Genomic DNA, 21,056 nt, shown 5'->3' on the forward strand with positions numbered 1-21,056 from the left:
TTACCGGCGGGTCACGAGTGATGGTCCTCACAGACCGGGCGACGCGGGACATGCGCGATCAGGTGCGGCGGAACGGTCCATACCGCCGCGGGTGCTGCGGTCACGGGGAGATCCGAGGTCAGAGGGCCGCCGGGGTGTCCGCGGGGGCGCCGGCGTCGGCCGGGCGGCGGTGTTCGAGGGCGGTGCGGAGCTGCGCGCGGCCGCGGTGGATGCGGCTGCGGACGGTGCCCAGCTTCACCCCGAGGGATGCCGCGATCTCCTCGTACGTCAGGCCCTCGATGTCGCACAGGACGACGGCGGCGCGGTATTCGGGCGCCAGCTCGTCCAGAGCCTTCTGGATGTCGTGGTCCAGGTGCCGGTCGTCGTACGCCTGGGCCGGGGACGGCTCGCGGCCCTGCAGCCGCTCGGCGGCGTCGTCCCCCAGCGCGTCGAACCGGATGCGCTGCTTGCGGCGCGCGCGGTCCAGGAACAGGTTGGTGGTGATCCGATGCAGCCAGCCCTCGAACGTGCCGGGACTGTACGACGAGAGGGACCGGAAGACGCGGATGAAGACGTCCTGGGTCAGATCCTCGGCATCGTGCCGGTTGCCGGTCAGGCGGTACGCCAGCCGGAACACCCTGGTCGAGTGCTCGCTGACGATCTCCTCCCATGTCGGAGGAGTCCACGCCATCGCACCTGCGCTCACCGCTACCCCCGTCTGATACGAAATCGTTACGGCCAAGCATGCCGGTACCCAGATAAGAGCCGTGTAAGAACGCCGCGGCGTGGCTGGAAACGGCAGACGATCTTGGGAGGGCTCCGGCTAGAAAAGTCTCCTGATCAGCGCATATGCGGGACGTATCGGATTTGCCCGAGTAGTGTCGGGATACAGCGATGTGACCGATCACTCATCGGCCGGACCGTGTGACCCATTTCATTGGACGATCTGTCAGCAAGGATTGAGTCGGCGCGGCCCGCCCGGAGATGATCGGGACACTCTCCACCACCCCCGCACCCGAGGACGTGGCATGGCGCGAAGCTACAACCTGGCCGACCTGCTCGAGATCCTGGCCGAGGCGGGACCGGACCGGCCCGCGCTCGTCGCCGGCGACGAGCGCCGTACGTACCGCGAACTGAACGAACGGGCGAGCCGCGTCGGGCACCACCTCGCGGCCGCCGGGGTGAAGCCGGGCGAGCACGTGGCGATCCTGGCCTACAACCGCGCCGAGTGGCTGGAGAGCATGCTCGGCATCTTCAAGATCCGGGCGGTGCCGATCCCGGTGAACTTCCGGTACGTGGCCGCCGAGCTGCAGCACGTGCTGTCCGACTCCGACTCGGTCGCCCTGATCGGCGAGCGGTCCCTGCTGGCCCGGGTCGAGGAGATCCGCGGCGACCTGCCGAGACTGCGGCACGTGGTGGTGCTGGAGGACGGCGCCGGCGACGAGATCGCGGACGCCGTCGGGTACGAGGACGCGCTGGCCGCCGCGCCGGCCGGCGACGACTTCCCCGAGCGTTCCAGCGACGACCGCTACATCATGTACACCGGCGGCACGACCGGCTACCCCAAGGGCGTCGAGTGGCGCTGCGAGGACATCTTCTTCGGCGCGCTCGGCGGCGGGAACGTGCTCGGCGACCCGATCGGCAGCCCCGAGGCCATCGCCGTGAACGCCGAGGCCGACGCGATGTGCGTGCTCGACTGCGCGCCCGTCATGCACGGCGCCGGCCAGTGGGTCGCGTTCATGGGCCTCTTCAGCGGGGCCAAGGTCGTCCTCTACACCGACCACGCGTTCGACGCCGGCCGGGCGCTGCGCATCGCGGTCGACGAGAAGGCGAACGTCATCATGCTCGTCGGCGACGTGATGGCCCGCCCGGTCGCGAAGGAACTGGGCGCGGGCGAGTACGACATGTCCGCGCTGTTCGCGATCGCGTCCGGCGGCGCGCCGCTGACCGAGAGCGCCAAGGCGGAGCTCAAGGAGCACCTGCCGAACATCATGTTCCTCGATAATTATGGTGCGTCCGAAACAGGCGCCTGCGGCCCCTCGATCGAGTCGAAGGAGGGCACCGCGCGGTTCATGATGAAGCCGGGCATCACCGTCCTGGACGACGACCTCAAGGTCGTCCGGCCCGGCGAGATCGGCAGGCTGGCGCGCAGCGGCCACATCCCGATCGGCTACTACAACGACCCGAAGAAGACCGCGTCCACGTTCTTCACCGACGCCGACGGCGTCCGCTGGTCCGTCCCCGGCGACTTCGCCGCGCTGGAGGAGGACGGCACCATCACGCTGCTCGGCCGCGGCTCGCTGATGATCAACACCGGCGGCGAGAAGGTGTACCCGGAGGAGGTCGAGGTGGCGCTCAAGGACCACCCCGACGTGTACGACGTCGTCGTGGTCGGGCTGCCGGACGAGCGTTTCGGGCAGCGCGTCGCCGCCGTCATCGCGCCCCGTCCCGGGACGGAGCCGACGCTGGAGGAGCTGACCGAGCACTGCCGCGGGCGGCTGGCCGGCTACAAGCTGCCGCGCCAGATCCGGCTGGTGGACGAGGTGCAGCGCACGGCCGTCGGCAAGTCCGACTACAAGTGGGCCAAGGCGGTGTTCGCCGGGTAGCCCGGCCCGCCCGCCGCCGCGGCCGGCACGGTCAAGAATCCATTTGGTGTCGCCGAGCATGCCTTGGGGCGCTTCGCGCGCATAACCACCTCATGGGGAGAGATCGGTTGATACCGCTTGCGGAGCGGTATCACCTGCTCTCGGTGGTCGGCCGCGGCGGGATGGGCACCGTCTGGCGGGCCCACGACGACATGCTGGCCCGCGACGTCGCGGTCAAGGAGGTCCGCCTCCCGGACCGGCGCACGATCGGCGAGCGCCGGCTCCTCTGCCGCCGGCTCATCGAGGAGGCGCGCGCCACCGCCGCGCTGCGGCATCCCGGCGTCGTCGACGTGCACGACATCGTCATCGAGGACGGCCGGCCCTGGATCGTCATGGAGCTGCTGCGCGCCCGCTCGCTGCACCAGGTGATCGTCGAGGGCGGGCCGCTCCGCGTGGAACGCGCCGCGCGCATCGGCCAGTGCGTGCTGTCGGTGCTCACCGCCGCGCACGGCGCCGGCATCCTGCACCGCGACGTCAAGCCCAGCAACGTGCTGCTCTGCAACGACGGCCGCATCCTGCTCACCGACTTCGGCCTGGCCGTGCACATGGACCAGGCGAGCGAACCGGAGGAGACGCTGGTCGCCGGCATCGAGGGGTCGCCCGCGTACCTGTCGCCCGAACGCGTCCTCGGCGACCCGGGGCGCCAGGAGTCGGACCTGTGGTCGCTGGGCGCCACGCTGTACGCGGCCGTCGAGGGCTTCTCGCCCTTCCTGCGCAGCCACGCGCTGGCGTCGATGCTGGCCGTACTGCTGGGAGAGTACGACCCGCCGGTACGCGCCGGCCGGCTCGCGCCGGTGATAGAGGGCCTGCTCCGCCAGGACCCGAACGAGCGTATGCGCGCGCCCGAGGCCGCTCGGCTGCTCCGCGAGGCGGCCCGTCCGCCCGCCCCTCCGGGCGATCCGCGCTCGCCGCCCTGGCGCCGCCGCTTGCTGCCGAAGCCGTGGCCCGTACGGATCGGCCTGATGGTGAGCGATCCGCGTCCGTTCCTGGGAACGGTGCCCGTCAGGTCGTCTGCTGGACCTTGAGCAGGAACTCGGCGTTGGAGGTGGTGCCCTTCATCCGCTCCAGGAGCATCTCGACGGCCTGCTGCCGTTCGAGGCCGTGCAGGGCGCGGCGCAGCCGCCAGTTGAGCTGCAGCTCCTCGGCGCCCATGAGCAGCTCCTCGCGGCGCGTGCTGGACGCCTCGATGTCGACCGCGGGGAAGATCCGCCGGTCCGCGAGGCCCCGGTCGAGCTTGAGCTCCATGTTCCCGGTGCCCTTGAACTCCTCGAAGAACACGTCGTCCATCCGCGACCCGGTGTCGACCAGCGCGGTCGCCAGGATGGTGAGGGAACCGCCGTTCTCGATGTTGCGGGCGGCCCCGAAGAACTTCTTCGGCGGGTACAGCGCGGTCGTCGCCACACCGCCCGCCAGGATCCGGCTGCTGGACGGCGCCGCGAGGTTGTACGCGCGCCCCAGCCGGGTGATCGAGTCGAGCAGGATGACCACGTCGCGGCCCTGCTCGACCAGGCGCTTGGCCCGTTCGATGGCCATCTCGGCCAGCGTGATGTGCTCCTCGGCGGGGCGGTCGAACGTCGAGTGGACGACCTCGCCCTTCACCGAGCGCTGCATGTCGGTGACCTCCTCGGGCCGCTCGTCGATGAGCACGACCATGAGGTGGCATTCCGGGTTGTTGACGCTGATCGCGTTGGCCAGGGCCTGGAGGATCATCGTCTTGCCGACCTTGGGCGGCGACACGATGAGCCCGCGCTGGCCCTTGCCGATTGGCGAGACCAGGTCGATGACGCGCGGCGCCAGCGCGCCGCTGTCCAGCCGCAGCCGCTCGTTCGGGAACAGCGGGGTCAGCTTCCCGAAGTCCGGCCGCGCCGCCGCGTCCTCGGGCCGGCCGCCGTTGACGGTCTCGACCTCGACGAGCGCGTTGTGCTTCTCCCGGTTGGAACGCGGGGGCCGCGCGGTCCCGGCGACGATGTCACCGGCCCGCAGGTTGCTCGCCTTGACCTGCGCGAGCGTCAGGTACACGTCGGCGGGCCCGGGCAGGTAGCTCTCGGTCCGCACGAAGGCGTGCTTGTCCTGAACGCAGAGAACGCCCTGGAACGGGATCGCGGGCTGCTGTTCCGGAGCCGGACTGAGGTCCTGCGCCGCGGCCCGCGGCGTCCTGCGCCGGCCGGCGCCCTGCCTGGGCACGGCCGTGCGTTCGGGTGTGGTGGTGGTCATGAAGATCCCTTCTCGGGCGGTCGCGCGCCGCCGCGCTGGGCCCGGAGTCGGTTTCGGCGTACGGCTCTCCGCCGCGCGGGGCGCGTACGCGAAAGGGGGTTTGCAGCTCCGTTCACGGGGCTGTCGACGGCTCCCTAGGTGCGATGGCCCGGGACGCGGATCCGCGTGTCCCCCGGGCACGGACGAATGGGGGAACTCGAACGATCACCGGGCGCTCAGATGGCCCGGGCGGGGTAGAAACGCTCACAAAGGCGCTACCACGACAGTACAGCACACAACACTCGTTTCGCATTCCCGCGCTCCGGCGTGCCGTACGCGCCGGTCGTACATGTTCCCCCTCTGAAGAGCCCGAACCTTCCCTCTGCCAATCCGTATGACTCCGCATCTCCGGCCAAGGTTCCCGGACACGCCCCGGGACGGGCCGGCGAACCCGACCGCTCGTACGATTACGGTTCGTCGAAAACAAGGAGGCGGGATGGCCGCTGAGCAGTGGCTGCGCGGCGAGGTCGCCGGCGGCGTCGCGACGATCACGATCGACCGGCCGGACAAGCGCAACGCCATGAGCGAGGCCATGTGGCTGCGGCTCCCCGTGCTGCTCGACGCGTTCCGTACCGACCCCGCCGTACGCGCCGTGGTGCTCACCGGGGCCGGCGGCGACTTCTCGGCCGGCGCCGACATCGGCGAGCTGGAGGACATCCGGCGCCGCGGCGACGCGCACCCGTCCACGATCGCGGAAGAGGCGCTGGCCGCGTTCCCCAAGCCGACGATCGCCGCCGTCGAGGGCTTCTGCGTGGGCGGCGGCTGCCAGCTCGCCACGGCCTGCGACCTGCGCTTCGCGGCGGAGGACGCCCGCTTCGGCGTCACCCCGGCCCGCCTCGGCATCGTCTACCCCGGCTCGGCGACCCGCCGCCTCGTCCGCCAGATCGGCGCGTCGGCCGCCAAATACCTGCTGTTCTCGGCCGACCTCATCGACGCGCCCCACGCCCTGCGCATCGGCCTCCTGGACGAGATCGTCCCGCCGGGCGCCCTGCACGACCGCGTCGCCGCCTTCGCCGCCACCCTGGCGTCCCGCTCCCTCCTCACCCAGCAGGCCACCAAGGAGATCGTCGACATCCTGGCCACCGGCGGCGACGCCGATCCCGCCGTGCGGGCCTGGCTCAAGGAGGCGCACGCCCCCACCGGCGACATGGACGAGGGCGTCGCCGCCTTCCTCACCCGCCGCCCGCCCCGCTTCACCTGGACGACCTCCCGCACCTGAGCCGCCGTTCCCCGCTGTCCCGAGCGGCGGACGACGGGCGCGGCTCGGAGATGGCGAGAACCCGGCCGGCCGAGGACGAGTTCGCCGCGGTTTACGCCGCCACCCCGGTCGGCCTCCTGGTCGCCCCCTCAAGGGCGATCCGCGACCACGTCCCGGCGGCTGACGCCGAGCACGGGTGCGGAGTCACGGGGTCGCGTTGTGGAAGCGGGGGTGGGGGAGGCGGCTCAGGCGGGTGGCCGCGGTCGCAGGGGCGGCGACCAGCGGGGTGGTCTCCGTCTTGCGCAGTTCGGCCAGGGGGAGGACGCCGCAGAGCAGGGCGGTCGGGGTGCGGGCCAGGAGCAGGGGGCCGATCTGGGCGGCGGCCTGTTCGGTGCGGAGCAGGGCGTTCAGGAGGACCTCGGCGGAGTCCAGGTCCTGGTCCTCGCAGGGGGTGCGGAGCCGGTGGAGCAGGTCGATGAAGTCGCGCTCCAGGCCCCGGGGGCTGCGGCCGGAGAGGTAGTAGCGCATCGTGTGCGCGGCGGGGGCGGTGAGCTCGATCCGCATCCCGTAGCGGCCGGTGAAGAGTTCGTAGGCGTGGCGGAGGTCGTCGGCGGGGTCGAGGTCGCCGGCGCGCCCGCCCAGGGCGCCGGTGACGGTGTCGGCCGGGTCGGCGCCGAGGGAGACCGCGGCGGCGTGGTCCATGCGGCGGACGAGGTGGTCGCGCAGGCCGGTCACCTCGGTCGTGAGCCGGTCGATCGTCTCGCGCTGCCGGGTGAGGCGGGTGTTGACCTCGGGGAGCATCCGGTCGTTGATCTGGGCGATCAGCGACCGGATGCGGGCGTCGGCCTCCGACAGCGCGCCGGCGTGGTCGTCCTGGGCGGAGGCGAGCCGGTCGTTCCGCTCGCGCTGGGCCGAGCGGAACCGGTCCAGTTCCCGGCGGACGTCCTCCAGGTGCAGGCGGAGGCGGGTGAGTTCGGGGGCGGGGCGCCTGCGGTCGAACGCCAGGTAGAGCTCCCGGCCCGCGATCGCCAGGCAGAGCAGGAACAGGATCCACGTCATGGCGCCCCTCCTGGAGGGCTGTTTCTTGCCAGGCAAGATAATTCACCACGTGCGGACCGTGATAGGCCGAAATCGCGTTTCAGGGACCAGGAGGCGTCCCTCGCGGGGGTGATCTCGGCGATGGCGCGGAGCGCGGCGCATCTGGGGCCTCAGCGGTTGAGGTAGGCCAGCACGGCGAGGACGCGGCGGTTGTCGTCGTCCGAGACCGTGAGGCCCAGCTTCCCGAAGATGTTGGCGGTGTGCTTGGTGACCGCGCGCTCGGTGACGACGAGCTGCTGCGCGATGGCGGCGTTGGAGCGGCCCTGCGCCATCAGCTCCAGCACCTCCAGCTCGCGCGGCGTGAGCCGTCCCAGCGGTTCCCGCCGGGTGTTGCGCGCGACGAGGCGGGAGATGACCTCGGGGTCCATGGCCGTGCCGCCCGCGGCGACCCGGCGCACCGCGTCCACGAACTGCGCGGCGTCGAAGACCCGGTCCTTCAGCAGGTAGCCGATGCCGCCCGAACCGTCGGCCAGCAGCTCGCGCGCGTACAACTGCTCCACGTACTGCGACAGCACCAGCACGGGAAGGCCCGGCACCTGCCGGCGCGCCTCCAGCGCCGCCTGCAGGCCCTCGTCGGTGAACGACGGCGGCAGGCGCACGTCGACCACCGCCACATCGGGACGGTGGTCGAGCAGCGCCTTCAGCAGGGACGGCCCGTTGTCCACGGCCGCCGCGATCTCGAAGTCGTGCGCTTCCAGGAGGCTGACCAGGCCCTCCCGCAGGAGGGCGAGGTCCTCGGCCAGGACGACCCGCATCAGCGGGCCCGCTCCGGACTCAGAGCGCGGGGGACGCCGGCAGCGAGCACGGAACCTCCAGGGTGACGACGGTCGGGCCGCCCGGCGGAGAGCTCAGGGCGAGCACGCCGTCGAATGTACCGATCCGCCGCTCGATCCCGCGCAGCCCCGTCCCGCCTTCCAGGCTCGCGCCTCCCCTGCCGTCGTCGGTGACGCTGGCGCGGATCGCCTCGTCCCGGTACGCGAGCTCCACCCAGACCCGGTCCGCGCCGGAGTGCTTGGCGGTGTTGGTGAGCATCTCGCAGACGGCGAAGTAGACGGCCGACTCGACCGGCGGCTCGGGCCGGGCCGGCAGGTCGACGGTCACCTCGACCGGGAGCGGGTGGTCGAGCGCGAGGGCCCGTACCGCGTCGCCGATCCCGCGGTCGGCCAGCACCGGCGGGTGGATGCCGCGGACGAGGTCGCGCAGCTCGGCCAGCGCCTTGGCGGACGACGCGCGCGTCTCCGCGAGCAGGATGCGCGCCTTCTCGGGGTCCCGGTCCAGCAGGTGCTCGATGGCGCCGAGGCTCATGCCCATCGCGACGAGCCGGGCCTGCGCGCCGTCGTGCAGGTCGCGCTCGATCCGGCGCAGCTCGGCCGCCGACGCGTCCACGGCCTCCGAACGGGTCTCGGTGAGGTGCTGGACGCGCAGCGCCAGCCGCGACCTCTCGGTCGGGCCGAGCAGGCTCGTCCCCCAGCGGCCGTACACGTCGAGCATCTTCGGCCCCAGCAGGAAGCCGGCCACGATGAACATCGTGCCCAGCACGGCGGTGCCGATGATCCGGTACGGCCCGTCGGCGTAGTGCTCGTCCACCCGGACGAACGTGTAGTAGTCGACCCAGCCGAGCTCACCGAAGACGGCGCCGGCCCATGCCGACAGGTTCCAGCCCCACACCCCGTACATGATCATCAAGGCGGGCAGCCCGGCGGTGAACAGCGCGACGACCGGGTCGAGGAGCAGCCACGCGAAGTCCCGCCAGGTGGCGGGGTCGGTGATCACCCGCTGGAACTGGCGCAGCCGCAGCGCGTTCCCCGTCTCGGCCGCCTCTTCCGGGGCCGGCGGCAGGTAGGGACGCTCGATGCGGTGGCCGGTCCACTCGGCGATCCGGGTCCGGTAGACGCCGGTGAACCGCCGGACCCAGCCGACCACGCAGGGAACGACGAGGATGCCCACCCCGACGCTGATCAGCGAGAGCGTGCTGCTGAGCAGGGAGGCGAGCAGCATCGCGGGGACCGACATCAGCATCAGCAGGTATCCGCGCCAGGGCGCGCGGGCCCGCTCCATCAGCCAGGACCGCCTGGTCGGTTCGCCGTTCACCGTTGCCTCCGTACCTCGCCCATCGTACGGATGCCAGTCTTGTCCGGATCTCCGCCGAACACAGTGTGCCGGGACCCCGAGCAGGGGGTGTAGCCAGGTACACCCCCAGCCCGCGCCCCACCAGGGGCGATCGGCGCCTACATCCGGGGCTGTAACCCCTGCCGGGGCGGTTACATCGCGCGCCGGACGCGGTGACGATCATGGTCGCTTCACAGTTGGCGCATGCCGAACTTCCGCGTTCCCGCACTCGCGCCGGTTCGCGTCGCCAACCGCTCCCGCCAGTTCGACGAGGCCATCTTCATGCCGGTACGTCCCGGCACGACCCGGGCGGAGGTCGGCGCGTTCTTCGCCGCGATGGAGGGCGGGCCGCAGGCGCCGGCGCCGTTCACCGGCGGGCCGGCGGGCATGGTGCCGCTGTCGCCGGGGCGGACGGCGGTGCTGTCGGTGGGCCTGCGCCCCGGGACGTACGCGCTGGTCACGTGGATCACCGACTACCGCACCGGGCGGATGCACGCGGCCCAGGGCATGCACGAGATCGTCACCGTCAGGTGAGCCGAGCCGCGGCCGGGAAGCGCCCTGTCAGCGGAGGCGCGCACGGACGCCGGCGGACAGGGCGGCGGCCGCCTCACCGAGGTCGCCGAGCACCGCGACGCGGCGCCGGCCGAGCGCGTCCTCGACCCGGTGGTCAGAGGGCGACGAAGCTCAGCCCCTTCTCCTTGAGCTTCGGGATGGCGGCGCGGATCGCCTTGACGGTCTGCGAGCGGTCCCCGCCGCCGTCGTGGATGAGCAGGATGTCCCCGGCCTTGCTCTTCGTCAGCGTCTTGCGGATGCTGCCGACACCGGGCCGGGCCCAGTCGCGCGGGTCGACCGCCCAGTCGATCGGCAGCATGCCGTGCTCGCCGATGACGTCCATGACCGCGGGCGACCAGGCGCCGCCGGGCGCCCGGAAGAACGTCGGCACGACCTGCGAGGTCTGCGCGATCACGTCGTGCGGCTCGGCGATCTCCTTCTTCAGCCGCTTCTTCGGCAGGTCGTCGAACGACAGCGGGTGCGTCATCGTGTGGTTGCAGATCTGGTGGCCGCCGGCGGCGATCCGCTCGACGAGCTTGGGGTACTCCTTGACCTGCTGGCCGATGATGAAGAACGTGGCGTGCACCTGGTGCTCGGCGAGGACGTCCAGGACCCGCGGCGTGTACTCGGGGTGCGGGCCGTCGTCGATCGTGAGCGCGATCGTGTTCGGCGGCGCGGGCGGGACGAGCTCCGACAGGCGGCGGATGGGCTCGCCGGGCTTGGCCGCGGCGAGGCGGCCCGGGGTCCAGGGCGCGGGCCGCACCTTCGGCGTGGGCGTCGGGGTCGGCGTCGGCCGCGGACGCGGGGCGACGCGCGACCGCGGGCCCGCGCCGGTACTCGACGTGGTCGCGCCCGCGCTGTCGGCGCCGAGTGCCAGGAGACCGGCGGCGCCCATCAACCAGAGAGCCTTGCGACGTGACGCGAGGCCGGGATCCATTTCCGCCACAGGCCCCACGCTATCGGGGCCGAAGGGGCCAACGCGGCCAAAACGATCACAATCCGTTGAATCCTTGTCGCGATCCGGCGATCTCCGGGAGATCGCCCTTGATCGGGGGAGAACGACTGCATGAACGCGGCTCCCGCCGTCGGCCCGGTCCTGGGCCTGGTCCTGCTCGCGCTGGCCTGCCTCGCGGCGCTGCTCGTCCGGCTGGGCGGGCTCGGCCTGTCGCGCGAGGTGCTGGTCGCCGCGGCCCGCGCCACCGTCCAGCTCGCGGTGGTCTCGCTGCTCATCGCGGCCGTGCTGCGCAGCGCGGGATGGACGGCGGTGTTCGTGACGGGCATGGTCGTGGTCGCGGCGGCCACATCCGGCCGCCGCGTCACGGGGACGGTGCGCGGCGGCGCCTGGTGGACGCTCGTCCCGATCGCGGCGGGAGTGGCGCCCGTGCTGGCGCTGCTCATGGCCACGAGGCTCGTCCCGGCGCGCCCGGTCGCGGTGCTGCCGATCGCCGGGATCCTCATCGGCGGCGCGATGACGGTGACGGCGCTGACCGGGCGGCGCGCGCTGGACGAGCTGCGCACCCGGCGCGGCGAGTACGAGGGCGGGCTGGCGCTCGGGCTGATGCCGCGGGACGCGGCCCTGGAGGTGTGCCGGCCGGCGGCGGCGCTGGCGCTGGTCCCGGCGGTCGACCAGACCCGTACGGTCGGGCTCGTCACGCTGCCCGGCGCGTTCGTCGGCGTGCTGCTGGGCGGCTCGGACCCGGTCGAGGCCGGGGCGACGCAGCTGCTGGTGCTGATCGGGCTGCTGGCGATCGAGTCGGCCGCCGCGCTCATCACGCTGGAGCTGGTGGCCACCGGCCGCCTGACCGCCGGATGAGGCCGCCGGCGCCGCTCTCAGGCGACGTGCCCGCAGCCGGCGGAATCGCGTTACGTGCAACAGAGGAGGTCAGGTCATGGCAATGATCGACGGCGCCGCCGTGGACGCGCTCGGCGAGGAGGTCCTCGACTGGCGCTTCAAGGCCGTTCCCGCTTCGGCGCACGGCTCGACCGTGCGCGAGTACGCGCGCGCCCGCCGTCCGCTGGACGAGTTCGGCACCCCGCTGCTGACCCTGGACGCGGGCGCCCTCGACCACAACCTGGAGCTGATGGCGGGCTGGGCCCGGTCGGCGGGGGCACTGCTGGCACCGCACGGTAAGACGACGATGGCGCCGCAGCTGTGGCGGCGCCAGCTGGAGGCCGGCTCCTGGGCGATCACCGTGGCGAACCTGCCGCAGCTCCGCGTCGCGCGCGCGTTCGGCGTACGGCGCGTGCTGCTGGCGAACGCGCTGCTCGACGCGGCCGGACTCGCGTGGCTGTCGGCGGAGCTCGAAGAACACCCCGAGTTCGACTTCGTCTGCTGGGTGGACTCCGTCCGCTCCGTCGAACTGATGGACGAGGCGCTGCGGGCGGCGCGCGCGCAGCGCCAGGTGGACGTCTGCGTAGAGCTGGGCGGCCCGCACGGCCGTACGGGCGCCCGCGACGTCAACGACGCCGTCGCCATCGGGGAGGCCGCCGAGAAGGCCCCCACGCTGCGGCTCGCCGGAACGGGCGGTTACGAGGGCGCCCTCGCGCACGACGCGTCCGCGGAGGGGCTCGCGGCCGTCGACACGTACCTGGGCCGCCTGGCCGACCTCCACGGGCGCCTCCCGTACGAGACGGACGAGCCGCTGGTGACGGCGGGCGGCAGCGCGTTCTTCGACCAGGTGGTGGCGGCGCTCGGCGGCCTGGACGGCCGGCTGGTGCTGCGTTCGGGCGCCTATCTCGTCCACGACGACGGCTTCTACCGGGGGATCTCCCCGTTCGCGCGCGGTTCGGGGGACGGGGAGCGGCTGCGTTCGGCGATGCACGGGTGGGCGCGCGTGGTGTCCCGGCCGGAGCCGGAGCTGGCGCTCCTGGACGCGGGCAAGCGCGACCTGCCGTTCGACGAGGGGATGCCGGAGCCACAGATCGTCCGCGGCACCGGCGGCGCCCCGCTGGCGAAGGCGCGCGTCACCGCCCTCAACGACCAGCACGCCTTCCTGCGGGGAGCGGCGGTCGAGGTCGGCGACGTCGTGCGGCTGGGGCTCTCGCACCCGTGCACGGCGTTCGACAAGTGGACGCTGATCCCGGTCGTGGACGACGCCGGCGCCGAGGAGCCCGTCGTCGTGGACCTCGTACGGACGTGGTTCTGATGGCGGACCTGGTCATCAGCGGAGCCACCGTCATCGACGGGACCGGCGGGCCCGCACGCGTCGCGGACGTCGCCGTCACGGACGGCCGCATCACCGAGATGGGCGCCGGGCTCACCGGCCGGCGCACGATCGACGCGTCCGGCCTCGCCCTCGCGCCCGGCTTCATCGACATGCACGCGCACTCCGACCTGGCGCTCCTCGCCGAACCGGACCATCTCGCCAAGGTGAGCCAGGGCGTCACGTGCGAGGTCATCGGGCAGGACGGCCTGTCGTACGCGCCGTCCGACGACGCCACGCTCGCCGCCACCCGCCAGGCGATCACGGGCTGGAACGGCGACCCGCCCGGCTTCGACTGGAACTGGCGGAGCGTCGGCGAGTACCTGGACCGCCTCGACGAGGGCATCGCCGTCAACGCCTGCTACCTCGTCCCGCAGGGCTCGGTGCGGATGCTCGCGATGGGATGGGACGCGCGCCCGCCCACGGAGGCCGAACTGGACCGGCAACGCGAACTGGTCGCCCTCGGCATGGAAGAGGGCGCGGTCGGGATGTCGAGCGGCCTCACGTACGTGCCGGGCATGTACGCCGAAGACGGCGAACTCGTCGAGCTGTGCCGCGTCGTCGCCGGGCTCGGCGGCTTCTACGCCCCGCACCACCGCTCGTACGGCGCCGGCGCCTTGGAGGCGTACGCCGGGATGGTGGAGGTCTCGCGCGCGTCGGGCTGCCCCCTGCACCTCGCCCACGCGACGATGAACTTCGCCGTCAACAGGGGGCGCGCCGCGGAGCTGCTCGCCCTGCTCGACGAGGCCATCGCCGGCGGCTGCGACATCAGCCTCGACACCTATCCCTACCTGCCCGGCGCCACGACCCTGGCCGCGCTGCTGCCGAGCCGCTCCGCGGAAGGCGGACCGGCCGCGACGCTGCGCCGCCTCGCCGACCCGTCCGAACGGGAGCGCATCCGGTACGTCATGGAAGTGGAGGGCTCGGACGGCTGCCACGGCGTCCCCGTCGAATGGGAGACGATCGAGATCGCCGGCTCCCGCGACCCCGGCGCCGTCGGCCGTACCGTCGCCGAACTCGCCGCCGCCTCCGGGCGCTCCCCGTTCGACACCTACTGCGACCGCCTCCTGGCCGACGACCTCGGCACCACGATCCTGCAGCACATCGGCGACGAGTCGAACGTCCGGGCCATCATGCGGCACCCCGCCCACACCGGCGGCAGCGACGGCCTCCTGGCCCCCGCCAAGCCGCACCCCCGCGCGTGGGGGACGTTCCCGCGCTTCCTCGGACACTACGCGCGTGACCTCGGCGTCTTCTCCCTGGAGGAGTGCGTCGCGCACCTGACCGGGCGCCCCGCGCGGCGGCTCCGGCTCGCCGGCCGCGGGCTCGTCCGCACCGGGTACCACGCCGACCTGGTGCTCTTCGATCCCGCGACCGTCCGGGACGCGGCGACGTTCGCCGAACCGCGCCGCCGGGCCGAGGGCATCCCGTACGTCCTGGTCGGCGGCGTCCCCGTGATCGCCGAAGGCCGCCGCACCGGCGCGCTCCCGGGCCGCTCGCTGCGCCGCCGGCCGGACGGCCGCGTCCACTGACACGGGCCGGCCGTCGCGGGCTACCCGCCCCGTCCGTCGTCTGGTTCCGCGGACCGGCCGGCGGGCGCGCCGGCGAGCCACACCAGCTCGCCGGCGACCTCGGCCGCCCGGTCGCCGCCGCAGGTACGGCCGTGCATGATGGCCGCGGCCAGCGCGCGCAGATCGTCCGGCGACATCCCGTACACCGTCCCCGCCCGCTGGAGCCGCACCCGCAGCGGCCGCTCCCCCGGCACGCGCGCCGTCAGCCACGGGTCGGGCGGCCGCCCGTCCAGCAGGCTCGGCGCGAGCCGCGGATCGTCGATCCCGTGGTCCACCTCGACCGCCGCCCGCGACAGGTCGCAGCGCACGGTGCCGCCGAGGCGCCGCGCCACCAGCACGGTGCCGTCCAGCCAGTGGGCGCTGGTGTACGCGCGGACGACCCCGTGCGCCGCCGCGGCCAGGGCGCCGATCGCCGGAACCGTCCAGACGGCGGCGAACATCCGGCCGAGCGTCTCGTTCAGCATCGCCCCCGAGGCCGCCAGCAGGTACGCCGCCAGCCCCAGCAGGGCCAGCACGTACAGTCCGGTGAGCGCCCAGATCGCCGGCGCCTGAGCGGCCGCCAGCCGCCGCCCGCGGTTCCCCGTGCCGCCGGCCCGCTTCCCCCTGCGACGGAACACCGCTCCTCCCTGGTCCGGCCGCCCATGATGAGCGGGGGCGCTGTCCGCCCGGGACGTTCCGGACGGCGCCCGGATGACCGTCGGATGAACGGCCGCCCGTCCTCGACACGGCACGCGGACACCGGACCGAACCCGTACCGCCCCCATACGGAACCCTTACGAAGGAGCGCCCCCTAACCTGGCGGACATGCGGGCGGATGCGGATCCACGACGACGAACTGGAGATCGACGCCGGACTGGTGGCCCGGCTGGTCGCGAAGCGGTCCTCCGCGACCCGCCCGCTCTTCCGCCGGGCGCTGGCCGTGGACGACGCGACCTGGGCCCGGGGCCGCGGCCGCGCCCTCGCCATGGCCCTGAACCTCCTGCCCTACTACCGGGACCGCGATCCCCGCCTCGCCACGGGCGCCGTCCGCACCATCGAAGAGGTCCTTGAGGACCGGCGCGCCGGGCGGTGAGTCAGGGGAGCAGGCCGGAGCGGCGGGCCCTGGCGACGGCTTCCATCCGGGTGTGGCTGTTCAGCTTGCGCATCGCCGACTTCAGGTAGCTCTTCACGGTCGCCGGGAGCAGGCCGAGCTGCTGGGCGGCCTGCGCGTTCGTGCAGCCGATGGCGACGTACGAGAGCACGTCGAGTTCGCGGGGGGACAGGCCGGGGGACGCGGCGGCGGGCGCGCCCTCGCGGCCGGCGGCGGCGAGGCGGCTGGAGGCCCTCAGGAGGCGGGCCTGCACGTCGGGGTCGGTGACCTGGTCGGCCAGGCCGCGGAGTTCGGCGTGGACGGCGCGGATCTCCTCCCAGCGGGCGGCCGCCGAGCCGGCGCACGGCGCGTTGAGCCGGGCCAGGGCCTGGTCGGCCTCGTCCCGTACGGCGAGGTCCTGCTCCAGGTCGCGGGCCGCCTGCACGGCCATGGCGAGGACGCGGTCCGCGAGCGACAGCGGCTCGCGGAGCGCGCCGTACAGGACGCCCCGGACGTTGCGCCGGACGACGATCGGCACCGCGACGATCGAGAGCAGCCCCTCCGCGCCCACCGGCCCGTCGTAGTCGTGGCTGATCGAGGCCGCGCGGGGGTAGTCGCTGACCCACACGGGACGTTCCAGGGCCATCGCCTTGCCGCCCAGCCCGGAGTTGCGGCGGACCACCAGCCCGTCGAGCGAGCCGGTGGTGCCTCCGACCAGTTCCGTGATGCGCATCCGGTCGCGTCCGCTCAGCGCGCCGCCGAACACCATCGGCAGCCCGGTCGCGCGCTGGAGTGACAGGACCGCCGTACGCACCGCTCCCGCGTCGTCACCCATGAGCAGCAGCATGCCCGCCCGCCCGGCAGGATGAAAGGGGTGGCGGTGATCCGGGCCACTCGCCCCGGCACGCCGGCGGCGGCCCGGTCAGGGGCGGGGTCAGGCGTCCAGGCCGAGGATGTCGATGGCCTCGGCGCGCATCTGGACCTTGCGGACCTTGCCGGTGACGGTCATGGGGAAGTCGTCGACGAGATGCACGTAGCGCGGGATCTTGTAGTGGGCGAGGCGGCCGGCGCAGAACTCGCGGAGGGCCTCGGCGGTGAGGGGGTCGGCGCCGGGGCGGAGCCGGACCCAGGCCATGAGCTCCTCGCCGTACTTGGGGTCCGGTACGCCGATGACCTGGGCGTCCACGATGTCGGGATGGGTGTAGAGGAACTCCTCGACCTCGCGGGGGTAGATGTTCTCGCCGCCGCGGATGACCATGTCCTTGATCCGGCCGGTGATGTTGACGTAGCCCTCGGCGTCCATCACGGCCAGGTCGCCGGTGTGCATCCAGCGCGCGGCGTCGATGGCCTCGGCCGTCTTGGCCGGTTCGTCCCAGTAGCCGAGCATGACCGAGTAGCCGCGGGTGCACAGCTCGCCGGGGGTGCCGTGCGGGACGGTCGCGCCGGACTCCGGATCGACGATCTTGATCTCGAGGTGCGGGTGGACGGTGCCGACCGTGGAGACGCGGCGGTCGAGGGAGTCGCCGGCGCGGGTCTGGGTGGAGACGGGCGAGGTCTCGGTCATGCCGTAGCAGATGGTCACCTCGGTCATGCCCATGCGCTCGATGACCTGCTTCATGACCTCGACCGGGCAGGGGGAGCCGGCCATGATGCCGGTGCGCAGCGACGAGAGGTCGTGGTCGGCGAACGAGTCGTCGTTCAGCTCGGCGATGAACATCGTCGGGACGCCGTAGAGGGACGTGCAGCGTTCGGCCGCGACGGCCTCCAGGGTGGCGCGGGGGTCGAAGCCCGGCGCCGGGATCACGACGCAGGAGCCGTGGCTGGTGGCCGCCAGGTTCCCCATCACCATGCCGAAGCAGTGGTAGAAGGGCACCGGGACGCAGATCCGGTCCTCCTCGTCGTAGCCGCACGTCTCGCCGACGAAGTAGCCGTTGTTGAGGATGTTGTGGTGGGACAGCGTGGCGCCTTTGGGGAAGCCGGTCGTCCCGCTGGTGTACTGGATGTTGATCGGGTCGTCGGCGCTCAGCTCGATGGCGTCGAGCCGCGCGCGGTCGCCCGCCCGGCCGCGGGCGAGCAGGCCGTCCCAGGACTCCCGGCCGATGAGGATCACGTCGCGGAGGCCGGTCTTCGGGCGCACCTCCTCGATCATGGCGGCGTAGTCGGAGGTCTTGAACGAGGGCGCCGCCACCAGGGTGCGGACGCCGGCCTGGCCGAGCACGAACTCCAGCTCGTGGACCCGGTACGCGGGGTTGATGTTGACGAGGACGGCGCCGATCCGGGCCGTCGCGTACTGGACGAACATCCATTCGGCGCAGTTGGGCGCCCAGATCCCGACCCGGTCGCCCTTGGTCACGCCGAGGGCCAGCAGGCCGAGCGCGACGGTGTCGACCTCGGCGGCGAAGTGGTCGTACGACCAGCGCCGGCCGGTGGCGCGCTCGACCAGCGCGTCGCGGTCGGCGAACGCGGCGACCGTGCGGGCGAGGTTGGCGCCGATGGTCTCGCCCAGCAGCGGCCGGGCCGAGGTCCCCGAGGCGTACGACAGGCCGCTCACCGGAAGTCCTCCTCGCGGTACTCGCCCTCGGGACGGGCGCCGGGGCCGGGATGCTTGGCGGTCTCGGCGGTGCGGAGCTCGACGCGGCGGATCTTGCCGGAGATGGTCTTGGGCAGCTCGCCGAACTCCAGGAGGCGGACGCGCTTGTACGGGGACAGCTGCGCCCGGCTGTGCTCGAAGATCGCCTTTGCGGTGGCGGCATCGGGCTCCCAGCCGGCGGCCAGCGTGATGTACGCCTTGGGAACGGCGAGCCGCACCGGGTCCGGGGACGGCACCACGGCGGCCTCGGCGACCGCCTCGTGCTCGATCAGCACGCTCTCCAGCTCGAACGGCGAGATCTTGTAGTCGGACGCCTTGAAGACGTCGTCGGAGCGGCCGACGTAGGTGATGTAGCCGTCCTCGTCCACGGAGCCGATGTCGCCGGTGTGGTAGCGGCCGCCGGCCATGGCCTCGGCGGTGCGGTCGTCGTCGCCGTGGTAGCCGGTCATCAGGCCGAGCGGGCGGTCGTCGAGGTCGAGGCAGATCTCGCCCTCGGTGGCGGGCTCGCCGGTGACCGGGTCGACCAGGGTGACCTTGTAGCCGGGCGCGGGGCGTCCCATCGAGCCGGGCTTGACCGGCTGGCCGGGGGAGTTGGCGATCTGCACGGTCGTCTCGGTCTGCCCGAAGCCGTCCCGGATCGTCACGCCCCAGGCGTCGCGGACCCGTTCGATGACCTCGGGGTTGAGGGGCTCGCCGGCGGCGACGACCTCGCGGGGCGGGGTGGCGAGCCGGGACAGGTCGGCCTGGATGAGCATCCGCCAGACGGTGGGCGGGGCGCAGAAGCTGGTGACGCCGCACCGGTCGAGCTCGCCGAGCAGCCGGTCGGCGTCGAAGCGCGTGTAGTTGAAGATGAACACGCAGGCGCCCGCGTTCCAGGGCGCGAAGACGTTGCTCCAGGCGTGCTTGGCCCAGCCGGCCGAGGAGATGTTGAGGTGGACGTCGCCGGGGCGCAGGCCGATCCAGTACATCGTGGACAGGTGGCCGACCGGGTAGCTCGCGTGGGTGTGCTCGACGAGCTTGGGGCGCGCGGTGGTGCCGGAGGTGAAGTAAAGCAGCAGCGTGTCGCTGGAGAACGTCGCGCCGTACGGGGTGAAGTCGGTCGGGGCGTCGTAGGCGTCGGCGTACCGCAGCCAGCCGTCGACCTCGGCCCCCACGGCGATCCGGGTGTAGTCGCCGGGGATGCCGGCGAACCGCTCGGTCACGGCCGAGGCGGCGACGACATGGCGGGCGCGGCCGCGGTCGAGCCGGTCCCTGAGGTCGGCGGTGCCGAGCAGCGTCGTGGTCGGGATCAGCACGGCGCCCAGCTTCATCGCGGCCAGGATCGTCTCCCACAGCTCGACCTGGTTGCCGAGCATGAGGATGACGCGGTCGCCGCGGCGGACGCCCGCCGCGCGCAGGCGGTTGGCGACCTGGTTGGAGCGGCGGGCCATGTCGGCGAACGAGTGGCGCTCCTCGGAGCCGTCCTCCTCGACGATCCAGAGCGCGGTCGCGTCGTTGTCCTCCGCCAGCCTGTCGAACCAGTCCAGCGCCCAGTTGAACCCGGTCAGCACCGGCCACCGGAACTTCTCGTACGCCGTCGCGTAGTCCTCGCGATGGGCGAGCAGGAAGTCGCGTGCCGCGCGGAACTCGACTGCAGCCATGGGTCCTCCTCGTCAGCCCCGAAGCCGTTGGCTCCACCTCGTCGGCCACGAGAATCGTTGGCCACGCCGGCGACCTCGCGCCACCCCCGAAAGTGGGTGGTCGGTTCCTACCCGGCAGGGCGCCCGGTACGAAGGTCGCGCGCAGCGTGCCGGCGGCGGTGTCGACCGTCCAGCCGGGGGCGAGGACGCCCTCGCCGGCGAGCCGCCGGACGAGCGCGCGGTCGGTCTCGTACGCCGCGAGAGGTCAGGACTCCGGAACGTAGGGGGGCGCGACGCCCCACCCCCACCGCGGCACGGGGATGCCGTCGGACGGCGGCGCGGCTTCCAGGGCGGAGTTGGAGACGGCCAGGCGCGTGCCCCATTCGATGTAGCCGGAGAACGCGGCACGGAACTCGGGATCGGCGGGGAGGCCGACCTCGTCCGCCGCGTCCATGAGGAGGCTCACCCAGCGGCGGCGCTGCGGTTCGCCGATGTGCCTTCCGAGGTGCTGGGCGAGCATGTGGGGGTAGCCGCCGCGCTCGTCCGTGTAGCGGGAGGGGCCGCCGAACACCTCGCTCAGCCACATCGCGACGTACCTGGGGTGCCCCGGGTCCATGTGCGCGAACAGCGGGCCGATCAGGTCGTCCTTGAGCACTCGCGCGTAGAAGACCTCGGTCAGGCGGTCGAACGCCGCCGTTCCGCCCGCCCACTCGTACAGGCTCGGAACGGCTGAACCGGTCCCCTTCACGGCGGTGCGCTCGTAGTGGCGCATCTCCTCGATCCGCTGCACGTAGGGGCGGATCTCGGCGAAGAAGGCCGTGAAGTGCTCGCCGCCGCGGAACTCCCGCATATGGGCCTCGGCCGAGGTCCAGGTGATGCGCAGGATGTACGACTCGGGCTCGTCCACGCAGCGGGACAGCTCGAAGTCCACGCACTGGGGGGCGGCGGCCAGGGGGACGGCGGCGCGCGCGTACGCGGCCTCGAACTCCTCGGCGTCCTGCCGGTCGACGCGATAGCGGATGTACTCGACGATCATGTGATCACGCCCTTGATCATGGATGGCGCTATCAATGTAATCGAGTAATCATCACGCGGGGAGGGGTTGGCCGAACCCGGCAGGGCCGGGAGCGGCAGGCCCGGCACCCCGCGCGGAACGGGATGCCGGGCCTG

Annotated in this window: 18 protein-coding genes and 1 pseudogene; 8 read left to right on the forward strand and 11 right to left on the reverse strand. The window is 72.8% G+C overall.

The window, feature by feature from the left end; genetic code table 11:
- Positions 1-118: 118 nt before the first annotated feature.
- Positions 119-670, reverse strand: a complete 552-nt coding sequence (gene sigE / locus ACA361_RS38820) for an RNA polymerase sigma factor SigE (RefSeq protein ID WP_375020135.1) — start codon at positions 668-670, stop codon at positions 119-121.
- 337 nt (positions 671-1,007) lie between these two features.
- On the opposite strand from sigE, the gene ACA361_RS38825 reads away from it, so the two are divergent.
- The gene (locus ACA361_RS38825) at positions 1,008-2,585 is read left to right on the forward strand and encodes an acyl-CoA synthetase (RefSeq protein ID WP_375020136.1); all 1,578 of its coding nucleotides are present in this window, start codon (positions 1,008-1,010) and stop codon (positions 2,583-2,585) included.
- Positions 2,586-2,692: 107 nt separating this feature from the next.
- Positions 2,693-3,649 (forward strand): serine/threonine-protein kinase, encoded by a 957-nt coding sequence (locus ACA361_RS38830; RefSeq protein WP_375020137.1) that lies wholly within the window; start codon positions 2,693-2,695, stop codon positions 3,647-3,649.
- Here the strand turns inward: ACA361_RS38830 and rho are convergent.
- Positions 3,627-4,796: pseudogene (rho, locus tag ACA361_RS38835) on the reverse strand (transcription termination factor Rho); the annotation flags it as partial. The gene ACA361_RS38830 and the pseudogene rho overlap by 23 nt on opposite strands.
- A gap of 517 nt (positions 4,797-5,313) precedes the next feature.
- Between rho and ACA361_RS38840 the strand changes: the two are divergent.
- The gene (locus ACA361_RS38840) at positions 5,314-6,096 is read left to right on the forward strand and encodes an enoyl-CoA hydratase/isomerase family protein (protein WP_375020138.1); all 783 of its coding nucleotides are present in this window, start codon (positions 5,314-5,316) and stop codon (positions 6,094-6,096) included.
- 183 nt (positions 6,097-6,279) lie between these two features.
- Here the strand turns inward: ACA361_RS38840 and ACA361_RS38845 are convergent, their stop codons facing one another.
- The 3 genes from ACA361_RS38845 to ACA361_RS38855 form a co-directional block, all read right to left on the reverse strand.
- Positions 6,280-7,134, reverse strand: coding sequence for a hypothetical protein (locus tag ACA361_RS38845; protein ID WP_375020139.1), 855 nt, complete (start codon positions 7,132-7,134; stop codon positions 6,280-6,282).
- Between the two features lie 149 nt (positions 7,135-7,283).
- Positions 7,284-7,928, reverse strand: a complete 645-nt coding sequence (locus tag ACA361_RS38850) for a LuxR C-terminal-related transcriptional regulator (RefSeq protein WP_375020140.1) — start codon at positions 7,926-7,928, stop codon at positions 7,284-7,286.
- Positions 7,929-7,947: 19 nt separating this feature from the next.
- The gene (locus tag ACA361_RS38855; RefSeq protein ID WP_375020141.1) at positions 7,948-9,264 is read right to left on the reverse strand and encodes a sensor histidine kinase; all 1,317 of its coding nucleotides are present in this window, start codon (positions 9,262-9,264) and stop codon (positions 7,948-7,950) included.
- 222 nt (positions 9,265-9,486) lie between these two features.
- On the opposite strand from ACA361_RS38855, the gene ACA361_RS38860 reads away from it, so the two are divergent.
- On the forward strand, positions 9,487-9,816 hold the full coding sequence (locus ACA361_RS38860) for a hypothetical protein (RefSeq protein WP_375020143.1): 330 nt from the start codon (positions 9,487-9,489) through the stop codon (positions 9,814-9,816).
- Positions 9,817-9,949: 133 nt separating this feature from the next.
- Here the strand turns inward: ACA361_RS38860 and ACA361_RS38865 are convergent, their stop codons facing one another.
- Entirely contained in the window at positions 9,950-10,729 is a 780-nt protein-coding gene (locus ACA361_RS38865) for a polysaccharide deacetylase family protein (RefSeq protein ID WP_375020144.1), read from the reverse strand.
- Positions 10,730-10,900: 171 nt separating this feature from the next.
- Between ACA361_RS38865 and ACA361_RS38870 the strand changes: the two genes are divergently transcribed.
- The 3 genes from ACA361_RS38870 to ACA361_RS38880 all read left to right on the forward strand — a co-directional run bounded on the left by ACA361_RS38870 (position 10,901) and on the right by ACA361_RS38880 (position 14,569).
- A complete protein-coding gene (locus tag ACA361_RS38870) occupies positions 10,901-11,647 on the forward strand; it encodes an ABC transporter permease (RefSeq protein ID WP_375020145.1) in 747 nt (248 codons plus the stop codon).
- A 76-nt stretch (positions 11,648-11,723) separates the two neighbouring features.
- Positions 11,724-12,980 carry an alanine racemase gene (locus ACA361_RS38875; RefSeq protein ID WP_375020146.1) on the forward strand — a complete coding sequence of 419 codons (1,257 nt, stop codon included), beginning with the start codon at positions 11,724-11,726 and terminating at the stop codon, positions 12,978-12,980.
- Entirely contained in the window at positions 12,980-14,569 is a 1,590-nt protein-coding gene (locus tag ACA361_RS38880; protein WP_375020147.1) for an amidohydrolase family protein, read from the forward strand. Before ACA361_RS38875 ends, ACA361_RS38880 begins: the two co-directional genes overlap by 1 nt.
- A gap of 20 nt (positions 14,570-14,589) precedes the next feature.
- Here ACA361_RS38880 and ACA361_RS38885 read toward each other — a convergent pair whose 3' ends face one another.
- Complete coding sequence (locus ACA361_RS38885) at positions 14,590-15,225, reverse strand: hypothetical protein (RefSeq protein WP_375020148.1); 636 nt, start codon at positions 15,223-15,225, stop codon at positions 14,590-14,592.
- A 197-nt stretch (positions 15,226-15,422) separates the two neighbouring features.
- Here ACA361_RS38885 and ACA361_RS38890 point away from each other — a divergent pair, with 197 nt between their 5' ends.
- Positions 15,423-15,680, forward strand: a complete 258-nt coding sequence (locus ACA361_RS38890) for a hypothetical protein (protein WP_375020149.1) — start codon at positions 15,423-15,425, stop codon at positions 15,678-15,680.
- Position 15,681: 1 nt separating this feature from the next.
- Here ACA361_RS38890 and ACA361_RS38895 read toward each other — a convergent pair whose 3' ends face one another.
- The 4 genes from ACA361_RS38895 to ACA361_RS38910 all read right to left on the reverse strand — a co-directional run bounded on the left by ACA361_RS38895 (position 15,682) and on the right by ACA361_RS38910 (position 20,922).
- On the reverse strand, positions 15,682-16,512 hold the full coding sequence (locus ACA361_RS38895; RefSeq protein WP_375020150.1) for a LuxR C-terminal-related transcriptional regulator: 831 nt from the start codon (positions 16,510-16,512) through the stop codon (positions 15,682-15,684).
- A 99-nt stretch (positions 16,513-16,611) separates the two neighbouring features.
- On the reverse strand, positions 16,612-18,228 hold the full coding sequence (locus tag ACA361_RS38900) for an AMP-binding protein (protein WP_375020151.1): 1,617 nt from the start codon (positions 18,226-18,228) through the stop codon (positions 16,612-16,614).
- Positions 18,225-19,907, reverse strand: coding sequence for an AMP-binding protein (locus ACA361_RS38905; protein WP_375020152.1), 1,683 nt, complete (start codon positions 19,905-19,907; stop codon positions 18,225-18,227). The genes ACA361_RS38900 and ACA361_RS38905 overlap by 4 nt, the downstream gene beginning before the upstream one ends.
- Before the next feature lie 244 nt (positions 19,908-20,151).
- Positions 20,152-20,922 (reverse strand): group II truncated hemoglobin, encoded by a 771-nt coding sequence (locus ACA361_RS38910; protein ID WP_375020153.1) that lies wholly within the window; start codon positions 20,920-20,922, stop codon positions 20,152-20,154.
- Positions 20,923-21,056: the final 134 nt, after the last annotated feature.

It is taken from the genome of Actinomadura sp. 21ATH (genome assembly GCF_041951345.1).
In the GTDB taxonomy this organism is placed as follows: domain Bacteria; phylum Actinomycetota; class Actinomycetes; order Streptosporangiales; family Streptosporangiaceae; genus Spirillospora.